Origin of the sequence: Thermococcus sp. LS1, assembly GCF_012027395.1 — an archaeon.
Lineage (GTDB): Archaea > Methanobacteriota_B > Thermococci > Thermococcales > Thermococcaceae > Thermococcus.
Genome location: NZ_SNUJ01000002.1, coordinates 142,165 through 162,110, shown reverse-complemented (window position 1 = coordinate 162,110; position 19,946 = coordinate 142,165). Strand labels below are relative to the sequence as shown.

The following is a 19,946-nucleotide window of genomic DNA, read 5'->3' as shown; positions in this document are numbered from 1 at the left end:
CTCACTCGCCCAGGACCTCTTTCCAGGCCTCGAGAACTGCCCTAGCCCTGTCGAATATCTTCTGCGCTGCCTCCTCGAGGGCCTGCTCCGGAGTTATCTTGCCGTCGGTGACAATTCTGAACTTCGGCTTCCTCGCCATCAGCACCGGGTGTTCAATGGTGTAGCCCGCGAAGGTGACGTGCTTGTTCTCGTGAAGCACCTCGTTGAGCAGGTTGGCGAAGGTGTGGTCCTCTCCCTCAAGGTAGAACTCAAGGACGTTTTCCTCACGCTTGATGACCTCAATCCTCATTTTCCTCACCCTTCAGATGGTTAAGCAGTATCTCCAGCGCCTGCTCCTTGTTCTTCACCAGTTCGTATTTAAACTTATCCTCTTTCCACTCCGCCAAGCCGAGCTCCAAAAGCAGGTCTGTAACCTCGGAGGGATCCATGTCGTAGACCACCGCAACCGGCAGGATGACCTCCCTTATCTGTCTGGTCGTCTGGAGTGATATATCCGAGAGGTACTCGCCGAGGGTCTCAACGAGTTCCACGATTTCCTCCCAGGGCATCGACGTTACCAGCTCCCCATCCTTGACTTCCACAGTCTCTCCGAGGAGCTCGAGGGTTTTGAGGAGTATCGGCGTCGAGACACTGGCCCCAGCTTCTCTGAACAGGTCATCTATAGTGTAGCGGTAGAGTCCGCGCCTGTCGGGATAGAGCTTGGCCCTAACGCGGTTGTGTATCTCCCTGATCTTGTGGATGGCATCTCGTATCTCCTCCTTCGTGCCCTGGATGTTTATTTTTAGGTCGTTGAGCTTCCCGTGGACGTAGATGAAAGCCGGCAGGCGGAGTCTCTGGAGTTCCCTGAGGAACTCCTCCTTCTCCCTATCGTCGCGAACGTGGATGGTTATTACCTTCTTCGCCCTCGCCATGTTCACACCTTCAGCTTTCTATACATGGAGGAGAGCTTCCTCGTCTCAACGTGGCCGCATCTCGGGCAGACGAGCTGGTTGCCCCTCCTAACGAGCGGTGTTCTGCATCTGGAGCAGAGGGCGTATATAACACCAAGGTCGTGGCCCTTCGTAGAGAGCTGTATGGGGCTCTTCTCGTTGGCGATGACTTTAGCGCGAACTATATCCCCTATCTTGAACTCATTGGTCATGTTCTCCACGTAGCCGTCTCTGACCTGGGAGATGTGTATTCCGGCGAGCTTCGAGGTAGCTATTTCCCTGTCGTTTCTGCCTTCAATTTTAACGAGCTGGACTATCGCAGCCTGGGGCTTGACCTCTATGACCTTGGCTATAACGATGTCACCTATCTGCGGGAGAGGGGGCGTATCGGTGACAGGTTCAACGCTGATTTCCATCCTGTCCGGGTCTATCCTTACCTTTCCGGCCCTGATGGCGTAGAGCTCTCCGTTTTCCTCCTTGACACCTTCACCAGGGAAATATTCCTCGATGACACCGAGGTAATCTCCGGGAAGAACGAGGTCGCCGTTTTTTACGCCTTTCTTTTCATCCATTCTCCCACCTCCATGGAAGTTCCCGTCAGGATTTTTTAAGTCTTTGCCACGCGGGAGAATTTATAAAGCCAAGGGGAAAAGTTTTAGTAATTCCAATTGAGCCTATGGTGGTGGTTAAGGATGAGAATGCTTCTAATACACAGCGACTATTTGGAGTACGAGGTCAAAGACAATGCTTTGAAGAACCCAGAGCCAATAAGCGAGGAGCAGAAGAAAGGCCGCCTGGAGGAGGTTCTGGCAGTTTTCATAAGCGTTGAGAAGGTCGATGAGACCAATCCCGATGAGGTTGTCGAGAAGGCCGTTAACGAAATCAAAGATGTTGCCTCCCAGGTTAAAGCCGAGAATGTCTTCGTTTATCCCTTTGCCCACCTCAGCAGTGAGCTAGCCAAGCCAGACGTCGCCCTGGAGGTTCTCAGGAAGATCGAAGAGAAGCTCAGGGAGGAGGGCTTCAACGTCAAGCGCGCCCCCTTCGGCTACTACAAGGCCTTCAAGCTGAGCTGCAAGGGCCACCCCCTGGCCGAACTCAGCAGGACGATAGTCCCGAGCGGCGAGGCCAAGGCTGAGGAAGAGGTTCCAGAAGCACTCAAGAAAGAGGAGGAGCTCGTCAGCTACTGGTACATCCTAACCCCAGAAGGTGAGCTCATAGAGGTTGACAAGTTCGACTTCACCGGCCACGAGAACCTCAGAAAGTTCGCCAACTACGAGATAAGCAAGAGCAGGATAGCCGACAAAGAACCGCCTCACGTCAGAATAATGCTCGAACAGGAGCTTGTTGACTACGAACCAGGAAGCGACCCCGGAAACCTGCGCTACTACCCGAAGGGCAGGCTCATCAAGGGACTGCTGGAGCAGTACGTCACGGAGAAAGTCGTCGAATACGGCGCGATGGAAGTCGAGACCCCGATTATGTACGACTTCGAGCACCCAGCGCTTGAGAAGTACCTCAACCGCTTCCCGGCGAGGCAGTACATCGTTAAGAGCGGCGACAAGAAGTTCTTCCTCCGCTTTGCTGCCTGTTTCGGCCAGTTCCTCATCAAGAAGGATGCCATTATAAGCTACCGCAACCTGCCGCTGAGGATGTATGAACTGACTAGATACTCTTTCAGGCGCGAGAAGAGCGGTGAGCTTTCCGGCCTCAGAAGACTTAGGGCCTTCACGATGCCAGATATGCACACCGTCGCTAAGGACCTCAAGCAGGCCATGGACGAGTTCAAGAAGCAGTACAAGCTCAGTATGGAGGTCCTCAAGGGTGTCGGGCTTACCCCAGAAGACTACGAGGTGGCCATAAGGTTCACCGAAGACTTCTGGAACGAGAACAGAGATTTCATCGTCGAGCTGGCAAAGATAATAGGCAAGCCCGTCCTGATAGAGATGTGGAAGCAGAGGTTCTTCTACTTCATACTCAAGTTTGAGTTCAACTTCGTGGACAACCTCGACAAGGCTGCCGCCCTTAGCACCGTCCAGATAGACGTCGAGAACGCCGAAAGGTTCGGCATAACCTACTATGACGAGGACGGCAAGGAGAAGTACCCGCTCATCCTCCACTGCTCGCCGAGCGGCGCCATCGAGAGGGTTATGTACGCAATCCTCGAAAAGCAGGCCAAGCTCCAGGCCAAGGGCGTCAAGCCGATGTTCCCGCTCTGGCTCAGCCCGATACAGGTTCGTGTCATTCCTGTCAGCGAGGAAGTTCTCGACTACGCGCTCTACGTTGCAGGAAAGCTCGAGGGTGCCAAGATTCGCGTCGACGTTGATGACACCTCCGACAGGCTCAACAAGAAGATAAGGAAGGCCGAGAAGGAGTGGATTCCTTACGTTATCGTCGTCGGCAGGAACGAGAAGGAGCAGAACACGATAACCGTCAGGAGAAGGAGCGACGGAAAGCAGGTCGAGATGCAGCTCGAGGACCTCATAAGGGAGATAAGGAGCCAGACTGAGGGCTTCCCCTACAAGCCGAGGCCGCTGCCGCTTCTCCTCTCAAAGAGGCCCAAGTTCAGGGGCTGATCTTTCTCACCTTTAGCTTTTCTATTCCTTTGTCTTTGGTGACTCTGAAGGAATAGGCCGTTGGTTCAAACTCCTCGTATGGAGCTGTTATCAAATAAAGGAACTCTCTTGGGCCATCTTCGTCGAGCTGAGATCTTGCAAGAATAACGTAGTCACTTATGCTCGCTACCCACGCAACAAAGCGCTGAGAGACCACATCCTTATTAAGGGCAAGGACCAGTGTGGAACTCGGGAACTGAACACTCTTCGAGGCAAGAGTCTGATTCAGGAGCTTCAGAGTATTATCCTCCCCCAGGAGGAGTGAAGCCCCGTCAAGTGTATATATCAGACGAAGTACTGGCTTCTCCGAGAGATATTCCTTCAAATTGGTGGTATATATGCGTTCTATCTTCGGGTTCAGAGTTTCCGGCTCGACCTTATCTAGGTAGAAGACGTTTGGAATGTCCTCCTTTGAGAGGTACCTTGAACCAAAAAGGTCTATTATTGCCATCTCCCCATTCTTCAGCGCTTCCATGACATTGAGGCCAACAGTCCCTGCCTTTCTCATGAACGCATTCAGTGGGATGGTGTAGTTTGAGACGATTCCAAAGTATCCGTTTTCCAGACCATAGCGCAGGAGCAACAAGGAAATCTGCCAGGCGGAAGAGTAGGCGTCATAAATTATGCTAACCGTTGAACCGGAAAAGTCCTCCTTGCGGAAGATGTCGATGACGTTCATCTCCCTCACTGCCATCACCTCCACGAACGCTGTATACTGGATTCCAGCTCGCTGATTGTATCAACAGAAAGAAAAGGAGGAATCACTCAATGGGAGCCGTCATGCCAGCCATTATTTCATCGAGGAAGTCTCTGGCCTCTTCACTGAATTTCTCCATGGGCACTTCCTTGCCGTACTTGTCGTAGACCTTTCCTTCCCGGAAGTTTATCTCAAAGACCTCGTACTTCTCCTCGCCCTTCTCGTGGTGCTTTATTCCGTGTCCCTTGAGGTGCCTCTCAAGGCTTTCGATGTCCACGTACTTGCCACACTGCTCGCACTTATAGAACTGCCAGAAGATATAGTCCTGGCCGGCGAGCATGTTGTTCTTTATGTGCTGAACCAGCACTCCCCCAAGGTATTCGTAGAGGTCTTCCTGAATAAGGCCGCCCTCCCCTTCGACGACCTTAAAGCCGCTCCAGACTATGTGGTCGTTTATGTCTGCAAGAGTGGCCTTTAGGTAGCGGTAGGTGAGAATGAAAGCTCCGTTGTGAATGTAGAACACGCTCTTGTCAGGAATCGCGATTATCCTGATTCCATCGGCTTTCTCCTCTGAGAGCTTCTCGGCGTGTTCCTTGTTGTCGGCGACGTCTATGGTGATTCTAATGTTGCTCTTCTTGTGGATTCCGATTATCCTGCCGCTCTCGATCTTCCAGTGATAGTCATCGAGATATCTCACCTGCGCATAGACTTTCTTGATCCTCGGACTGAGCTCCTCGTAGTTCATTAATCACCACCGTGGAAAAATCTCGCCCAACGTTAATAAGCTTTAGCGGAAAATTTTAAAAAGGGTGGTTCTGCCAGGAGAAGGTCCCGATTAAAGAACGCTACCTTCCGAAGCGCCTCTGCCGCTTCTGGTACTCACGGATTATCCTGAGGAAGTCTATCTTCCTGAACTCGGGAAAGTACACATCAACGAAGAAGAGCTCGCTGTAGGCTATCTGGTAGAGCAGGAAGTTGCTTATCCTCACTTCACCGCCCGTCCTTATCACGATGTCCGGATCAGGCATGTTGGGATAGTAGAGGTACTTCTTAATGAGATCCTCGTCGATGTCATCCCTGCTTATCTTTCCGGCCAGAACGTCGTCCACTATCTCTTTCATTGCATCTGCTATCTCGCTCCTTCCACCGTAGGCCAAAGCTATGTTGAGGGTGTAGTTGTTGTACTTCCTAGTGACCCTCTCGGCTTCTTCAGCAGCTTCTCTCACATTCTCGGGGAGAAGCTCCTTCCTGCCTATGACGTTTACACGGATGCCGTACTTGTGGATCCTCTCATCATTTACGAGCTCACGGAACTTCTCCTCGAAGAGGTTCATGAGGGCGTTTACCTCCTCCGGAGAACGCCTGAAGTTCTCCGTGGAGAAGGCGTAAACGGTGAGGGTTCTTATTCCAAGCTCGCGGCACCACTCCAGAATCTCCTCGAGCTTTCGGGAACCGAAAAGGTGGCCATACCAGGGGGGCTTTTCGAGCTTTCTGGCCCATCTCCTGTTGCCGTCCATTATTATAGCTACGTGCTTCGGAATGCGACCTCCCTTAACCTTGTCGAGGAGGTAGCTTTCATAGAGGTCGTAGGCGGGCTTGAATAAAATGTGAGGGATATGTGAAACCAAACGGGATATCATCAGGCATCACTCAATCTTCTTCCTGCTCTTCAAGTGCTTTTCGGCGAGCTCTATATAAATCTCAGCGTTCTTCTTGGTCCACTCAATCTCTTCCTCGCTGAGCTGCCTGACGACCTTTCCTGGAACGCCGACGACGAGGCTGTAGTCCGGTATCTCCTTGCCCGGCGGGACAAGGGCACCCGCGCCTATGACGACGTGCTTGCCTATCTTGGCGCCGTCAAGGATAACCGCGCTCATACCTATGATGGTGTAGTCGCCTACCTCCGCCCCGTGGACGACGGCGTTGTGTCCGATGGTAACGTATTTTCCTATGATCGTCGGCTGGCCGTGAGAGGTGTGTATGCTAACGTTGTCCTGTATGTTGGAGCCCTCTCCAACGTAAATCTGCTCTATGTCTCCCCTCAGAACTGCAGATGGCCAGACGCTCGTCTTCGCCTCGAGGACAACGTCTCCTATGACCGAGGCAGTCTCATCGATGAAAGCGGTCTCGTGAATTTTAGGCTTCTTCCCCTCGAACTCGTAAATCGCCATATCCATCACCGCCCTTTAACTCCTCGACATAACTTATAAACCTAACCGGACAAGATAGTCTGAGGGAGTGCAATGAGATACAGAAGAGGCGCGAGCGCCGAGAGGGAGCTCATAAAGATGCTCGAGAAGGCCGGCTTCGCGGTCGTTCGCTCGGCTGGAAGCAAGAAGGTCGATATCATAGCCGGCAACGGAAAGCTCTACCTCTGCATAGAGGTGAAGAGCACCCACGACGAGAAGCTCTACTTCAGCAGGGAAGACTACGAGAAGCTCATTTCCTTTGCGGAGAGGTTTGGAGGAAAACCTATAATTGCGGTCAAGTTCATAAACAACGGTTGGCGCTTCTTCTACCCGGAGAACCTGGAGAGCGGCGGCAAAAACTATAAGGTTAGCCTGCAAACACCAAACTATCTAACCTTTGATGAAGTTGTTGGAAAGCAGAAGTCCCTCGAAGGGGTGATAAAGGGTGAAGCTTAGAGGCCTGCTCCTGATAATCCTGATGATTCCGGTTTTTCTTCCGGTGGTGAGTGCCCAGTCGCCTCTCGTCATAATCCCGCTCAACGACGAATTCTCAGGCGTTCCCGGGGACGTGATAATAATCCCCTTCAAGCTCACGAACCTTGGAAACCAGACGCTCTCAAACGTCACGGTTTACGTCACCGGCCCAACGGAGGGCTTTCTCTACCAGAGCAAGGTGATTCGAGACCCAATTGAACCGAACGAGACGATTCAGGACACGCTCTCCGTCAAGATACTCAACGTCGATCCCGGAAAATACACACTCACCCTCGTCGCGAGGGCCGGCTCCAGCTATTCAGAGGCCCAAATAACTGTCAGTGTGAAGACCTTTGTCGACTACGCCCTCAGGATCGACGTAGGCGACGAGTACACTTACGGGGGCAACATCACAGCTGTCCTCAGGATAACATCCCAGGCGAACGGTGTCATCATAGGAAGAATAGGGTATACCCTCTCCCGCGATGGTGATGTTCTCGAGACGTTCTCGACCACAATCTACCTGAAGCCAGGTGAGAGCTGGATAAAGAACCTCACCCTCATCACGCCGAAGGTCGGGAACTACATGATCTACTTCTGGGCCAACTTCAGCGGCAGATTCAAGAGCGCAACGGCAACCTTCCGCGTTTACCAGAGAAACCTGAGATACGATGCCTACTTCAGGGACGGAGCAATCTACGTCCACGTGTACGATGAGAACGGAAAGGGCGTTTCCGACATCTCCGTCAGGATAAATGGTGTACCCTTCAAAACCGACGACGATGGAACCGTCTCTTACCTCGTGAACCAGCCGGGGACTTACGAGATAGTTCTCAATCTCGACGGAAAGATCGTTACGACCTTCGTAGAGGTGAAAAAGCTCTTTCTGAGCTATTTTCAGAAAAACGAGACACTTCTAGTGAAGGTGGTCGATTCCACCGGGGAGCCCGTTCCAAACATAACAGTTACCGCATCAGGGCCGCTCGGCAAGGACTACGCTGTAACGAACTCTTCGGGAATAGCGGTTGTGGACCTTGAGAAAACGGGCTATGGAACCATTATGCTCAAGGCCGAGAGCAGCAGGTACGTGGGAGCCGAGGCCAGTGCCAAGGTCGTCCCACCAGTAACGCCCACCCCAACGCCAACCACCACTACCAGCTCGCCCTCGAACACGACCACCACCCCCGTGCAGCCGCCAAAGGATTATGGTCCTCTCGCGGCAATACTCCTCATAGCCGGCGTCCTGCTCGCCGGAACGTCCTACGTAGCGTTCTTCATGCCCATTATCCAGGAGGAGAGGCTCGACCGCTACTACTTCGTTAAAGTTAAGGCCCCCAGACTGAGGAGCATTGACAACTTCCGCTTCGAGAAGGGAGTTACTGCCCTAGGTGCCAGGGCCACGAAGGGAAGCGCGAAAGTGGAGGACAACAGGGTTGTGTGGGAGATAGAGCACCTCGAGCCCGGCGAGGAGGCCTACCTTCAGGTCATCCTCGGCTGACTTCTCTTTTTCTCTTCGTAAACCTTATTAAGGCGGCCGAATACCTTCAGAGGGAAATCTAAAGGAGGCGAAAGCCATGGTGAACATTGAACTTTTGAAGAAGGTCGTCGAAGCTCCAGGTGTTTCCGGTTACGAATTTCTCGGAATAAGAGATGTTGTTATTGAGACTCTGAAGGACTACGTCGATGAAATCTACGTCGACAAGCTCGGCAACGTTATAGCCCACAAGAAGGGTAATGGACCAAAGATAATGATCGCCGCCCACATGGACAAGATAGGCGTCATGGTAAACCACATCGACAAGGAAGGCTACCTCCACGTCGTCCCCGTTGGCGGTGTTGACCCGAGGACTCTGGTTGCCCAAAGGATTCGCTTCTTTACTGAGAAGGGCGAGCGCTTTGGAGTGGTCGGCCACATACCGCCGCATCTCCAGAAGCCCGAAGACAGGAAGAAGGCGGCAAACTGGGACACCATCGTTGTGGACGTCGGTGCCGAGGGCAAGGAAGAGGCCGAAGAAATGGGCTTCAAGGTTGGAACCATCGGCGAGTTTGCCCCAGCTTTTACCCAGCTCAACGAGAACAGAATTGCAACCCCCTACCTCGACGACCGTGTCTGTCTTTACGCGATGATTGAGACTGCCAGAGCCGTTGAGAATCATGAGGCTGACATATACTTCGTGGCCAGCGTTCAGGAGGAGGTCGGCCTCAGGGGTGCGAGGGTTGCCAGCTACGCCATCGACCCGGAGATAGGTATCGCCATGGACGTCACCTTCGCCAAGCAGGTCGGCGACAAGGGCAAGATAGTTCCCAAGCTCGGCGGCGGTCCAGTTATGGACGTTGGGCCAAATATCAACCCCAAGATAAGGGCCTTCGCCGATGAGATTGCCAAGAAGTACGAGATACCGCTCCAGGTCGAAGCTTCACCAAGGCCAACCGGAACGGACGCCAACATAATGCAGATAAACCGCGAGGGCGTCGCAACTGCCGTTCTGAGCATACCGATAAGGTACATGCACAGCCAGGTCGAGACCGCTGACCTTAGGGACATCGATCTCACGGTAAAGCTCGCCAAGTACATGCTTGAGGAGCTCAGACCAATGGACCTCACTCCATGAGCAACCTCACTCCGTGATACCACGTTCGTGGCGCAACCCCACTCCGGGATAGAACCCGGCATCCAGCCCTTTCCTTTGATTATTTTCGCTCTCTTCTCCGTCCCCCGCTGGGAAAAGTTTATTTCATTGTCTCCCCAACCTATTATAGGTGTGGGACGTGGACGTTGAATACATCGTCGAGAGCATCGAGCTGATAAAGGGAGCAATGCCGGATTCCCTTGAGGAGTTCAAGTCAATGGGCCTAGCAAAGGATGGAATATACAAGAGGCTCGAGTTCGCCATACAGGCCCTCCTTGACAGCCTCTCGGGGCTCGGTCGGAAAAGGGGAATAATAGCCCTTTCGTACTCCGATCTTATCAAGTCCCTCGAAGAGAAGGGAATACTGCCAAAAGAGACTGCCGAAAAAGCAGAATTCCTCGCCCAGCTGAGGGAGGTACTCATCTACGATTATGACCTCATGAACGATGAGATAGCCTTCAGGAACATGGAGGAATACATCGAGTACGTTGAGGAGCTCCTCAGATTCCTTAGGGGTGTTGAGGGGTGATACTCATCGTGCCCATAGGCACCGTTGATGGGATGGCGACCGAGGAGATAGCGAAGTTCGTAGGCTCGTATTATTCACGTTTCGGCCTCACTGTTGAGATATCCGACGCTATCCCCTCCGAACCGTTTTTGAAGGCATACAACTCCTCAAGGGGGCAGTTCCTTGGGAGAGCTTTTCTGATGACACTCTCGGAGCTCGGAAGGATGAAAAATGCAAGAGCAGTCCTCGGGATTACATCACTCGACCTCTATGAGGAGGGCTTGAACTTCATCTTCGGTCTGGCCAATTCGAGGCTTGGGGCGGCGGTTATCTCCACCTTCCGTCTCAGGCCGGAGTTCTACGGGGAGCTACCTAACGAGAGGCTCTTCGTTGAACGAGCTATCAAAGAGGCCATGCACGAGCTCGGGCACGTCTTCGGTCTTTCCCACTGTCCGAACAGAGAATGCGTCATGCATTTCTCAAACTCGATTATTGATACAGACGTTAAGGGGCCGCTCTACTGCCCCACCTGCCTGAGGAAGCTTGAGAGGAACTTGGGGGTTAGAAGATGATAGAGATTGAGGTTAAGGGCTATGCAGACGACGAAGTGTTTGAGAGGGTGAGAGAGAACTTCAAGCTGATAAGAAGGGAGTACCACGAGGACACCTACTTCCAGCACCCCTGTCGGGACTTTGCCGAGACGGACGAAGCTTTAAGGATCAGGATAAGACGCTTCAATGGGCACTTTGAGGCCTTTATGACCTACAAAGGGCCAAAAATCGATACCAATTCGAAGACGAGAAAGGAGATAGAGGTCCCCCTGAGCGATCCGGACAAGCATACGGAAATCCTTGAGAGCCTAGGCTTCAAAGAGGTGCTAACCATCGAGAAAACCAGGGAGAAGTACTACGTCGATAAGGGCATTGTCATAGCACTCGACGAGGTTGAAGGCCTCGGAAAGTTCATCGAGATAGAGGCGCTGGCTGAGAGCGAGGATGTCGTGGAGGAGACCGTTAGGATACTGAGGGGGATACTGACCTCCCTCGGGGTCAAGAAGTTCGAGAGGCGCTCCTACCTTGAGCTAATGCTTGAGAAGGAGGTGGACCATGGGGAAGCTGGATGATTTCTTCAAATCCTTCATGGGCGGGAAGAAAGATAAGTCTGAGCTCGAAATCCTAGAGGAGATTGAGGAATACCTCAAAATGGGGGAGATAGACGAGGCTCTAGAACAGATAAAGAACCTTGAAAAGGAGCACAACATCTTCCTGGCCCTGAGAATGGTCATACGCTCCATTGTGGAGCAACTGGACGAGTGGGAGCAAACCGGCACACTAAACGAGGAAGATCTTGGCAGGATTAAGGAGAGAATAAAGGAAATGATACCCGTTGTCAACGCCCTCTTCAATCCCCGATACAGGGCACTGCTGATGGCCGATCTAGCAATTCTCTTCTACCGCCTCGACGACGAGCTCAACGGAGATCTAGCTCTCCGCACGGCTATCAATCTAGCAGGAAACCACGATGATATCATCAGGGAGATACTAATGAACCTGATAAGACTGGGCCTCTTGGACAAGGCCGGCTATGCTATGAAGATGGTTCGCGAGCCGGAGAAGCTCGATGTTGTCCTCGTATATCTGGCGGAGATGTTCTACCGCGCAGGGGAGGTGGAGAAGGCAAAGCTGATAATTAAACACATTGCCAGCCCCTTCCACAAGGCTATGGCCCTCTACTACATAGCCTCCATAGAGGGAACACAGAACAGAGAGGAAGCTCTCAGAATACTTGAAGAGGCCTTTAAACTGGCGGAGGAAGTGGGAGACCCCGACGCCAGGTTCGAGCTCATGCTCAAGCTATACGATCTGAAGCACTCACTCCTGGGTGAGGCCTTCAACCTCAGAGAGATCTTATCCCGGAGAGAAGCTCCTTCTCAGTGAGGGCCAGCCGGCTTATTAAACCCCTCTTTCTAAGTTCGTAAGATATCTCAAGGCTTGGGGGAAGATTTATACCGAGTCTCCTGAGAGTTTCGGCTTCCTCCGCTATCTCCCGGGGCTTTCCTTCGAGTACTATCGATCCGTTATCCATGACGATTATCCTGTCTGCGAAGCGGAGTATGTAATCCGTATGATGCTCCACCAAGACGACTGTAATTCCATACTCCTTCCTGAGGAGTGAAACGAGCCCCAAAACCTCATTTCTCCCCACGGGATCAAGCTGGGAGGTTGGCTCATCGAGAACCAGGACTGAGGGCTTCATTGCTAGGACGGCCGCTATCGCCAAGCGCTGTTTCTGGCCGCCGCTCAGGTTTGGAGGGAACTCGCTCTCAAGACCTTTAAGGCCAGAAACCTCAAGCGCCCAGCGAAGGCGCCTCATTATCTCGTTCCGATCCAAGCCGAGATTTTCCAGGCCAAATGCTATCTCCTCCTCGACTGTCATGCTGAAGAGCTGGCTCTCGGGGTTCTGGAGAACGAGTCCGACAATAGTTGAGAGCTTCGCAACTGGGGTTTCTATGGTGTTGTACTCCTCTCCTGTTCCAGGATCTCGAACGATGACTTCCCCAGAAAAGTCACCCCTTATCGAGTGGGGAATTATACCGTTAAGCGTCAGACAGAGCGTCGACTTTCCGCTCCCGCTCGGGCCGAGTATTCCAAGGAGCTCACCCCTCTTGACTTCAAATGTAACATCCTTCAGGGAATACTCCTTTGCTCTTCTGTACCTGAAGCTGAGATTCTCAACGGTTATCACGTTCATCTCTTGCCCACCACCCTGGGGGCGAGGAAGAAGACGCTTATTATGAACACCAGCGTTGAGAATATCTCCAGCCTGCCTATCCACATGTGGAGGATAAGGAGAATCTTCATGTCAACAGGGAGACTCGGGGACGTGATGCCCACACTGAGACCGACGTTTCCTTGGGCAGAAGCCACCTCAAAGAAAGAATCAACGAGGCTCGTCCCAAGGCGAACCATAGTGTAGACAGTTCCTATGAGAAGGAACGCAAAGTACGTCATGGTGAAGCTCATAACCTCCTGAACATCATCGTCGCTGAATATGTAGTTCCCAACCTTTCTCTTAATTATTGCACCCCTGGGCAGTATTGCACCCTGAATAGTCCACTTGAGGCTTTCGTACATCAGCGTGACTCGGATGAGCTTTATACCGCCCGCAGTGCTTCCAGCACCGCCTCCTATGACCATGAGTATCCCTATCATGAACTTGGCCAGCTCGGGATATTTGCTGAGATCCGCTATCCCGAATCCGGTACAGGTTATGGCAGAAACCGCATGGAAGACCGCCTGTCTGATGGCATCGCCAATGGTATCGCCGATCTGGGTGAGGCTGAAGGCCATTATCGCTATTGTCGGGAAGAGGAACACGAACATGTAGCGAACCTGAACGTCCTCAAAGAAGGGCTTCAGGTGTTTGTCCCGAAAGACCCTGTAGTGAACCGTGAAGTTAACGGCACCCATTATCATAAGGAAAATCGTTACTGCCTCTATTGCGGTGCTGTTGAAGTAACCTATGCTCAGGTCGTGGCTGCTCATACCACCCGTGCCAAGGCCCGTCATGGAGTGTATGACGGCATCAAAAAGCGGCATGCCGTTGAGATAGTAGAGGTAGACGCCCACCAGGGTGAGAACGAAGTAGATCTCGAAGATAACCTTCGAGGTATTGACGAGATTCGGCAGGATTCTCTCGCTCCTCGCTTCGGCTCTGTAAAGCCTCGCCGCCGCGACACCCGGGCGGATGAGTATAGTAAGGGCGACAAGGACGATACCGATTCCACCCAACCACTGCATCCATGAGCGCCAGAAGAGGAGAATGTGGGGATAGCTCTCGAGGTTGCTCATCATGGTGAGTCCAGTACCAGTCCAAGCAGACATGCTCTCGAAGTAAGAATCAACGAACGACATTCCCCCAATAGCCATGAAGGGGACGACGCTTATGAAAGACGCAAAGAGCCATGTAAAAGCTGCTGAGACCATTGCCTGCCTCAAATTGACATCCTCAATCTTCCCCATGTGCCTCGCGAGCCATGCACCAAAGAGGATACTAAATACCCCAGGGATTGCAAAGTAGATTACGTAGTCGATTTCATCGGGATAAAACCAGGCCAGCAGTATCGGGAAGAGATAGGCGAGACCGACGCCCTGGAGGATTGCACCTATCAGGTTTTTGACTACGAAGAGATCGTCTGATACATTGATGTACTTGCCAAGCTCGAGCATGGGCCCACCGTAGAGGTAGGGTCTACACCAAATAAAAGGTTTTTCCTGGGTGGAAAGGTTTAAGGGTGGGGACTGCTTTCTTATCCCGGTGATAGAAAGTGGATGAAAGGGAGGCCTTCATAAAGGCTGGAGAGATAGCCAGACAGGTCAAAAAAGAGGTAATCAACCTCATAAAGCCCGGGGCAAAGCTCTATGACATAGCCGAGTTCGTGGAGAGGAGAATAATCGAGCTCGGCGGAAAGCCTGCATTTCCATGCAACCTTTCGATAAACGAGATAGCAGCACACTACACGCCCTACAAGGGCGACGAGACTGTTCTGAAGGAGGGAGACTACCTGAAGGTTGACATTGGAGTCCACGTTGATGGTTATATAGCCGACACCGCCCTGACCTTCCGGGTCGGAATGGAAGAGGACGACCTAATGACGGCTGCGAGGGAGGCTCTCGAGAACGCTATAAGCGTCATCCGCGCTGGAATCAAGATAAACGAGATTGGAAAGGCCGTAGAAGAAACCATTAGAGGATACGGCTTCAATCCAATAGTGAACCTCAGCGGCCACAAGATAGAGAGATATAAACTTCACGCTGGCATTTCAATCCCCAACATCTACCGTCCAGCGGATAGCTACGTACTGAAAGAGGGCGACGTGATAGCGATAGAGCCCTTCGCTACAACTGGGGCCGGACAGGTCATCGAGGTTCCGCCGGCACTGATTTTCATGTACCTCAGAGACAGGCCAGTGCGGATGGTTCAGGCAAGAAGAGTGCTCATGCACATAAAGAGGGAGTACAATGGTCTTCCCTTCGCATACCGGTGGCTCCAAGGGTTTATGCCCGAAGGCCAGCTCAAGTTAGCCCTAGCCCAGCTCGATAGAGTGGGGGCGATATACAGCTACCCGATACTGAGGGAAGTCCGCGGCGGTCTCGTTGCTCAGTTCGAGCACACTGTCATAGTCGAGAAGGACGGGGCTTACATAACCACCTAACTAAAAGCTTCTTTTCTGCCCTTTAATTTCCCCAAGAATAGCTTTGGAAGGAAGTGTAAGGAAGGAAGAGACCCCAACGGGCTCGGCAGATGGCGCCGGGGCAGGGATTTGAACCCTGGTGGGCGGACGCCCACGGGATCTCGAGTCCCGCGCCTTCCCAGGCTAGGCTACCCCGGCGCGGTTTGGAGTTCTCGTGCGAGTTTTATAAACCTTTCCGCGAAAAATTTATTAACTTAACTTAACTAAAACCTATCGGGTCGGGATTGCAAAGGTTTAAATTATTGGGCGCCCTAACAATAAAATGAAGGAGGTGGCAGAAATGGTCGGTATTCTTGTGCAGGAGGTTATGACCGACAAGTTCCAGAAGATAGACATCAACGCCCCGCTTTCTGAGGCGATTGGCATCTTTGAGAAGGAAGACCCTGACCTTATTCTGGTCTTCGACGGAAACGTGTACAAGGGTGTTCTGACCCAGGACCTTATTATACACTCCCACCTCAAGTGGGACCCAACCAAAGCCAAGGTTAAGGACGTTTATAAGACCGCTCCAGTTATCAAACCGAACGAGGATCTAAGCAAGGCCGCCAAACTTATGATTGAGATTGACCTGCGCTCCCTCCCGGTTGGGGAGAGCAAAGCTGAAATAATCGGAGTCATAAGCGATTTAATGCTCTTGGACAGGATCGCTAAGGAAGAGTTCGGAAAGAGAAAGGTAGAGGAGTTTATGACGAAGGACGTCATCACCCTCAGACCGGACGACACGGTTGCCAAAGCCCTAGCGACGATGCGCGACCACGCCATCTCGAGGATTCCCCTCGTCAATGAAGAGGGCAGGCTTGAGGGCCTCGTTACGCTCCACGACCTCATAGTCAGGTTTATAAAGCCGCGCTTCAAGGCTCAGACCGGTGAACTCGTCGGCGAGAAGATACCGCCCTTCTCAATCCAGCTCAGGGAGGTCATGATAAGGGGCGTCATTACCATACTGCCCGATGCCACTGTCCAAGAAGCCGTTGCAACGATGATAGACAACAACATCGATGGCCTTATCATTGTAGATGAGAACGAGAGAGTTAAAGGCATCCTTACCATCAAGGATCTGCTCCTGCCAATTTCAAGGATGGTCGAGAAGGAGGCGAGATTCTACCTCCAGCTCGGAGGAGACGCCGCCCTACTGAGCGACTTCACCAGGGAGAGGATTATAGAGGACATCAAGCGCTTCGTGGACGGCTATGAAGACCTGCTCGGCAACGAGGGCATAATATACCTCCACATCCGGCGCTTCAGCGAGAAGTTCAGGGGTGTCTACCTTTACCAGGCAAGGATGAGAGTGGTCACTGACAAAGGCATCTTCATTGCAACCGGAGAAACCTGGGGAGCGATACAGGCTGTTCACGACGCTCTGAGGACGATAGAGCGGCAGCTCCTCCAGAAGGCCGAGCTCGAGAAGGACACCCACTACTACAAGCGCTTCCTTGAAAAGATGGGACTGGATTAAAGGGGGCTCAATCCCCCGAAAATTCTCTTTCCAGCATTTTTCTTTGGAACGTTTCCAGGGCATTAGGATCCACTACCAGTATCATTGTCCCCCCTTTGGTCAGCACTCTGTCTTTTATGTTCAGGAGAAACTTAAAGACGTTTTCAAAGCCATTCTCCAGGATGAGATACTCGATGGTGTCTATATAGATGATATGGTAACCTCCTTGCAATGCCTTGGCTATGAGATCCATGAGTATGTCTATTTTAGTCGGGCTTATGGCGTAGATCGCAGGAGAGTCATGTAGCCTGCCTTCTTTGGCCCTTGTGATCCAGAATACTGTGGCGTCAGGAGCTATCCGCTGTTTGAGCCTGTTGACATCCTCGCGTGTTATCATTACCAGCCCAGGCTTGCTTTCCCATTTGCCGAACTTCTCGGAGACGTTCTCTTTTTTATAATAAAGGAAAGCCCCCGAAGGGGTATCTTGGTTACTACTTAGAACTCCAGCACGGAAGAAGGGGTTAAAAACAAATTTAATCGCTCCTGCAGCGGCCATGACTCTGAAGAGAGCGCCAAGGGAAAACCCTATCGGAATGAACCAATCGAGATTCCGGGTAAACGGATACGTGAGGTTCAGAGCTCCAAGAAGTATCAGGCCCCATGGAAACAGCGCATCTATTCCATGGTCTGAAATCTCATAGCGCCTCAGCACCAAGCCGAAGTATATGAGGGCCCCTCCGTAGGCAAAGGACGGAAAGAGAGAGCCCAAGATAAAGTTATTCCCCAAGATATCGGTGGCTAAGAGAAGCAACCACACATACGAAGCAACCAAAAACACCGAGAGATACACGACGTGCTTTAACTTGGTCGTCTCGTACTTTAAATGAATCGCTCCCCAGATAAGTAGAGTCGCTATGAAGAAGTTGGGGATTTTGGAGACAATTCTGTAGGCCTCAGCGCTTAGTTCAATACCGAGAGGGTCAAAGATGTAGCTCTCAACATCGAGGGCATTAATGAAAAAGGCAGAACTCAACAGCGCCCAGCCCTTTTCCTTAGTTTGATACGTCTTGTACGCCACGGCAAAAAACAGCAGCCATCTAGAAAGAAAGTTAACATATGGGATAAGATTCCCCCAAATCATCTTTCCATCACCATCTTTTCTTGCTTCACTACCACAAGGCTGTTGCTTGGTATGTTTTTATCCACAACAACCCCCGGTCCGACGAAGGAGTTGCTGCCTATCTTCCTGCCAGGGTAGATGGTCACGTTTATGCCCACCTTGACGTTGTGGCCTATTATCGCCCCAAGCTTTCTCCTTCCAGAGTCCTCGAGTTTGCCCTTTATCTCGACCTTTATGTTGCCCTTGTCGTGTCTGAGGTTTGCGGTGATCGTTCCAGCGCCAAGGTTTGTGTTTTCCCCTATTATCGAGTCCCCCACATAGTTGAGGTGGGGAGCGTTGCTGTGGTCCATGATTATGGAATTTTTCACTTCGACGGCGTTTCCAATGTGACAGCCCTCACCAATGCTTGTGTATGGCCTTATGAAGCAGTTAGGGCCAATACGGGAGTTCCTTCCAATCTTCACGGGGCCGATGATATAGGCACCGCTCCTAACGACGGTCCCCTCACCAATCTCAACAGGGGGAACGAGAGTCGCACCTTCCTCCACTATGCCCCTAATCTCGTGCTTCAGCTTATTCTTTAGGAGGTACTCGTTGAGCTCGAGGAGGTTCCACGGTCTTCCAACGTCGTTCCAGTAGCCGGAATAGGCCGCGTAGGTTACCTTTTTTCCGGCTTTTATCATAAGGTTCAGCGTGTCGGTTATCTCGTACTCCCCGCGCTTGCTCAGGGGCGTTTTTGAGATGAATTCAAAAACATCGGGTTTGAAGATATAGACGCCGAGATTCGCGTATCCGGAGACCTTTCCGGGCTTTTCCAGCACAGCCTTGACGAGGTTTCCATCTACCTCTATCTTTCCGAAGTGACTCAGATCCTCAAACTCTTTAACCAGTAACGCGGCATCTGCCTTTTCCTTCTTGAAGGCCTGGATGAGCTCCTTAATGCCATCTATCTCAAAGTAGATGTCACCGTTGGCAACTATGAACTCTTCTCCTTCAATATAATCCTTAGCCGACTCTATAGCCTTGGCAGTTCCCTCCCCTTCAAGCTGGTCAACGTAGGTTATCGGCTTTCCGTTGAACTCGTCTCCGAGGGCTTCAATCAGCTTCTCTTTCTGGTATCTGACTATCAGGATGAACTCGTCCACAAACGGGTCGAGGTTTTCGAGAACGTACTCGATTATCGGCCTGTTGGCAACCTTGAGGACAACCTTCGGCCTGTCGTCTGTGAGAGGCCTCAGCCTTTCACCTTTTCCAGCGGCGAGCACTACAGCCTTCAAAAGATCACCCCCAGGATGTAGACAATCACCGCGATTGAACCGAAGAGTATAAGGAAGGCCCTCCTATTCAAGGACTCCGCGAGCCTGAGAAGGAGGTTCATCGTGAGAATGCTTGTAGCGAAAGATGCGAGGAATGCGGTAAAGAGAAGGGCCACTGGGAGGTCCGGATCCCAGCTCTCTATAAACGCAAGCCGCATAACGAGGTACACCGGGGCGACGAGAAAGCTCAGCTCAAGGGCGCGTTTTACGCTCGCCCCCGTGCTCAGGAGGACCGTTAAAGTGAGTCCGCTCCTCGATATGCCCCCAATAAGAGAAATTCCCTGAGCCAAACCGACAACCAGGGAGTCGATGAGTGTGGGTTCATCTTCATTCTCTCGAAGACGATTATTAACGTCCCTCAGGGGGACGCTAAGGCGTCTGGTCATTAAAAATCCGGCGGTAATTATGATCAGGCCGAGAATGGCGTTAATTAGGTCCGCGGTCTTTGGGCTGAGGATTTCCGGAAGTCCCACAACCACCGGATACCCGATGAGAACTGTAAACAGAGAGGAATAAAAGACGAACTTTCCATCCGGATCAATGCTCATCCTGATGGCCTTTTGGGCGCCTGTGGCTATTTTTTCTCGAAAATGGAACAGGACGGCGAACAAAATCCCCAGGTAAGCGGGGACAAGGTAGCTTTTGTACAGTGGGTCCATACTCTGGAACATTAGCTTTACGGAATACCCTTCAGGGCTGATTGGAAGCCACGAGGACAGTGCAACGATGATGCCCGAAATCAAGGGGAGAGAGTAGTCATTCAAATATACCATGGTGACCAC

At 51.9% G+C, this 19,946-nt stretch carries 22 protein-coding genes and 1 tRNA gene; 10 read left to right on the top strand and 13 right to left on the bottom strand.

The window, feature by feature from the left end:
* Position 1 precedes the first annotated feature (1 nt).
* The 3 genes from E3E26_RS05305 to E3E26_RS05295 are packed head-to-tail and all read right to left on the bottom strand — an operon-like array spanning position 2 to position 1,501.
* Positions 2–289: a DNA-directed RNA polymerase subunit L gene (locus E3E26_RS05305; protein ID WP_167730389.1), complete on the bottom strand. Its 288-nt coding sequence runs from the start codon at positions 287–289 to the stop codon at positions 2–4.
* Positions 279–911, bottom strand: coding sequence for a DUF2067 family protein (locus tag E3E26_RS05300; RefSeq protein WP_167900305.1), 633 nt, complete (start codon positions 909–911; stop codon positions 279–281). Before E3E26_RS05300 ends, E3E26_RS05305 begins: the two co-directional genes overlap by 11 nt.
* Before the next feature lie 2 nt (positions 912–913).
* Positions 914–1,501, bottom strand: a complete 588-nt coding sequence (locus E3E26_RS05295; RefSeq protein WP_167900304.1) for an exosome complex RNA-binding protein Csl4 — start codon at positions 1,499–1,501, stop codon at positions 914–916.
* Positions 1,502–1,621: 120 nt separating this feature from the next.
* Between E3E26_RS05295 and E3E26_RS05290 the strand changes: the two genes are divergently transcribed.
* Positions 1,622–3,502: a threonine--tRNA ligase gene (locus tag E3E26_RS05290; protein ID WP_167900303.1), complete on the top strand. Its 1,881-nt coding sequence runs from the start codon at positions 1,622–1,624 to the stop codon at positions 3,500–3,502.
* Here E3E26_RS05290 and E3E26_RS05285 read toward each other — a convergent pair.
* The 4 genes from E3E26_RS05285 to E3E26_RS05270 all read right to left on the bottom strand — a co-directional run bounded on the left by E3E26_RS05285 (position 3,492) and on the right by E3E26_RS05270 (position 6,409).
* Positions 3,492–4,235 (bottom strand): hypothetical protein, encoded by a 744-nt coding sequence (locus E3E26_RS05285; RefSeq protein ID WP_240911660.1) that lies wholly within the window; start codon positions 4,233–4,235, stop codon positions 3,492–3,494. The two genes, E3E26_RS05290 and E3E26_RS05285, sit on opposite strands and share 11 nt — an antisense overlap.
* Before the next feature lie 67 nt (positions 4,236–4,302).
* Positions 4,303–4,983, bottom strand: a complete 681-nt coding sequence (locus E3E26_RS05280) for a TBP-interacting protein (RefSeq protein ID WP_167900302.1) — start codon at positions 4,981–4,983, stop codon at positions 4,303–4,305.
* 100 nt (positions 4,984–5,083) lie between these two features.
* Entirely contained in the window at positions 5,084–5,878 is a 795-nt protein-coding gene (gene uppS, locus E3E26_RS05275; protein WP_167900301.1) for a polyprenyl diphosphate synthase, read from the bottom strand.
* Between the two features lie 6 nt (positions 5,879–5,884).
* Complete coding sequence (locus E3E26_RS05270; protein WP_167900705.1) at positions 5,885–6,409, bottom strand: gamma carbonic anhydrase family protein; 525 nt, start codon at positions 6,407–6,409, stop codon at positions 5,885–5,887.
* Positions 6,410–6,481: 72 nt separating this feature from the next.
* Here E3E26_RS05270 and hjc point away from each other — a divergent pair, with 72 nt between their 5' ends.
* The 7 genes from hjc to E3E26_RS05235 all read left to right on the top strand — a co-directional run bounded on the left by hjc (position 6,482) and on the right by E3E26_RS05235 (position 11,976).
* Positions 6,482–6,883, top strand: a complete 402-nt coding sequence (gene hjc, locus E3E26_RS05265) for a Holliday junction resolvase Hjc (RefSeq protein WP_167730400.1) — start codon at positions 6,482–6,484, stop codon at positions 6,881–6,883.
* Complete coding sequence (locus E3E26_RS05260) at positions 6,873–8,399, top strand: hypothetical protein (protein ID WP_167900300.1); 1,527 nt, start codon at positions 6,873–6,875, stop codon at positions 8,397–8,399. Before hjc ends, E3E26_RS05260 begins: the two co-directional genes overlap by 11 nt.
* Before the next feature lie 76 nt (positions 8,400–8,475).
* Positions 8,476–9,513, top strand: coding sequence for a lysyl aminopeptidase (locus tag E3E26_RS05255; RefSeq protein WP_167900299.1), 1,038 nt, complete (start codon positions 8,476–8,478; stop codon positions 9,511–9,513).
* A 148-nt stretch (positions 9,514–9,661) separates the two neighbouring features.
* Positions 9,662–10,060, top strand: coding sequence for a DUF86 domain-containing protein (locus tag E3E26_RS05250; RefSeq protein ID WP_370520090.1), 399 nt, complete (start codon positions 9,662–9,664; stop codon positions 10,058–10,060).
* Positions 10,057–10,611 carry an archaemetzincin family Zn-dependent metalloprotease gene (locus E3E26_RS05245; RefSeq protein WP_167900298.1) on the top strand — a complete coding sequence of 185 codons (555 nt, stop codon included), beginning with the start codon at positions 10,057–10,059 and terminating at the stop codon, positions 10,609–10,611. Before E3E26_RS05250 ends, E3E26_RS05245 begins: the two co-directional genes overlap by 4 nt.
* Positions 10,608–11,162 carry a class IV adenylate cyclase gene (gene cyaB / locus E3E26_RS05240; protein ID WP_167900297.1) on the top strand — a complete coding sequence of 185 codons (555 nt, stop codon included), beginning with the start codon at positions 10,608–10,610 and terminating at the stop codon, positions 11,160–11,162. Before E3E26_RS05245 ends, cyaB begins: the two co-directional genes overlap by 4 nt.
* Entirely contained in the window at positions 11,146–11,976 is an 831-nt protein-coding gene (locus E3E26_RS05235) for a hypothetical protein (protein ID WP_167900296.1), read from the top strand. The genes cyaB and E3E26_RS05235 overlap by 17 nt, the downstream gene beginning before the upstream one ends.
* Here the strand turns inward: E3E26_RS05235 and E3E26_RS05230 are convergent.
* Positions 11,936–12,790, bottom strand: coding sequence for an energy-coupling factor ABC transporter ATP-binding protein (locus E3E26_RS05230; protein WP_167900295.1), 855 nt, complete (start codon positions 12,788–12,790; stop codon positions 11,936–11,938). The two genes, E3E26_RS05235 and E3E26_RS05230, sit on opposite strands and share 41 nt — an antisense overlap.
* A complete protein-coding gene (locus E3E26_RS05225; protein ID WP_167900294.1) occupies positions 12,787–14,268 on the bottom strand; it encodes a TrkH family potassium uptake protein in 1,482 nt (493 codons plus the stop codon). The genes E3E26_RS05230 and E3E26_RS05225 overlap by 4 nt, the downstream gene beginning before the upstream one ends.
* A gap of 98 nt (positions 14,269–14,366) precedes the next feature.
* Between E3E26_RS05225 and map the strand changes: the two genes are divergently transcribed.
* Positions 14,367–15,254 carry a type II methionyl aminopeptidase gene (gene map / locus E3E26_RS05220; protein WP_167900293.1) on the top strand — a complete coding sequence of 296 codons (888 nt, stop codon included), beginning with the start codon at positions 14,367–14,369 and terminating at the stop codon, positions 15,252–15,254.
* Positions 15,255–15,344: 90 nt separating this feature from the next.
* Here the strand turns inward: map and E3E26_RS05215 are convergent.
* A tRNA-Ser gene (locus tag E3E26_RS05215) sits at positions 15,345–15,431 on the bottom strand.
* Between the two features lie 142 nt (positions 15,432–15,573).
* On the opposite strand from E3E26_RS05215, the gene E3E26_RS05210 reads away from it, so the two are divergent.
* Positions 15,574–16,749: a CBS domain-containing protein gene (locus tag E3E26_RS05210; protein ID WP_167900703.1), complete on the top strand. Its 1,176-nt coding sequence runs from the start codon at positions 15,574–15,576 to the stop codon at positions 16,747–16,749.
* A 7-nt stretch (positions 16,750–16,756) separates the two neighbouring features.
* On the opposite strand, the gene E3E26_RS05205 is transcribed toward E3E26_RS05210, so the two are convergent.
* The 3 genes from E3E26_RS05205 to E3E26_RS05195 are packed head-to-tail and all read right to left on the bottom strand — an operon-like array spanning position 16,757 to position 19,937.
* Positions 16,757–17,806 carry a DUF835 domain-containing protein gene (locus E3E26_RS05205; RefSeq protein WP_370520089.1) on the bottom strand — a complete coding sequence of 350 codons (1,050 nt, stop codon included), beginning with the start codon at positions 17,804–17,806 and terminating at the stop codon, positions 16,757–16,759.
* Between the two features lie 59 nt (positions 17,807–17,865).
* Positions 17,866–19,125 (bottom strand): bifunctional sugar-1-phosphate nucleotidylyltransferase/acetyltransferase, encoded by a 1,260-nt coding sequence (gene glmU, locus E3E26_RS05200; protein WP_167900291.1) that lies wholly within the window; start codon positions 19,123–19,125, stop codon positions 17,866–17,868.
* Complete coding sequence (locus E3E26_RS05195; protein WP_167900702.1) at positions 19,122–19,937, bottom strand: undecaprenyl-diphosphate phosphatase; 816 nt, start codon at positions 19,935–19,937, stop codon at positions 19,122–19,124. The genes glmU and E3E26_RS05195 overlap by 4 nt, the downstream gene beginning before the upstream one ends.
* Between the last annotated feature and the right edge of the window lie 9 nt (positions 19,938–19,946).

Excerpts from the sequence above, each read along its gene's own strand:
- E3E26_RS05305 (WP_167730389.1), bottom strand. The coding sequence starts at position 289 with ATGAGGATTGAGGTCATCAAGCGTGAGGAAAACGTCCTTGAGTTCTAC.
- E3E26_RS05300 (WP_167900305.1), bottom strand. The coding sequence starts at position 911 with ATGGCGAGGGCGAAGAAGGTAATAACCATCCACGTTCGCGACGATAGG.
- E3E26_RS05295 (WP_167900304.1), bottom strand. The coding sequence starts at position 1,501 with ATGGATGAAAAGAAAGGCGTAAAAAACGGCGACCTCGTTCTTCCCGGA.
- E3E26_RS05290 (WP_167900303.1), top strand. The coding sequence starts at position 1,622 with ATGAGAATGCTTCTAATACACAGCGACTATTTGGAGTACGAGGTCAAA.
- E3E26_RS05285 (WP_240911660.1), bottom strand. The coding sequence starts at position 4,235 with ATGGCAGTGAGGGAGATGAACGTCATCGACATCTTCCGCAAGGAGGAC.
- E3E26_RS05280 (WP_167900302.1), bottom strand. The coding sequence starts at position 4,983 with ATGAACTACGAGGAGCTCAGTCCGAGGATCAAGAAAGTCTATGCGCAG.
- uppS (WP_167900301.1), bottom strand. The coding sequence starts at position 5,878 with ATGATATCCCGTTTGGTTTCACATATCCCTCACATTTTATTCAAGCCC.
- E3E26_RS05270 (WP_167900705.1), bottom strand. The coding sequence starts at position 6,409 with ATGGCGATTTACGAGTTCGAGGGGAAGAAGCCTAAAATTCACGAGACC.
- hjc (WP_167730400.1), top strand. The coding sequence starts at position 6,482 with ATGAGATACAGAAGAGGCGCGAGCGCCGAGAGGGAGCTCATAAAGATG.
- E3E26_RS05255 (WP_167900299.1), top strand. The coding sequence starts at position 8,476 with ATGGTGAACATTGAACTTTTGAAGAAGGTCGTCGAAGCTCCAGGTGTT.
- cyaB (WP_167900297.1), top strand. The coding sequence starts at position 10,608 with ATGATAGAGATTGAGGTTAAGGGCTATGCAGACGACGAAGTGTTTGAG.
- E3E26_RS05235 (WP_167900296.1), top strand. The coding sequence starts at position 11,146 with ATGGGGAAGCTGGATGATTTCTTCAAATCCTTCATGGGCGGGAAGAAA.
- E3E26_RS05230 (WP_167900295.1), bottom strand. The coding sequence starts at position 12,790 with ATGAACGTGATAACCGTTGAGAATCTCAGCTTCAGGTACAGAAGAGCA.
- E3E26_RS05225 (WP_167900294.1), bottom strand. The coding sequence starts at position 14,268 with ATGCTCGAGCTTGGCAAGTACATCAATGTATCAGACGATCTCTTCGTA.
- E3E26_RS05210 (WP_167900703.1), top strand. The coding sequence starts at position 15,574 with ATGGTCGGTATTCTTGTGCAGGAGGTTATGACCGACAAGTTCCAGAAG.
- E3E26_RS05195 (WP_167900702.1), bottom strand. The coding sequence starts at position 19,937 with ATGGTATATTTGAATGACTACTCTCTCCCCTTGATTTCGGGCATCATC.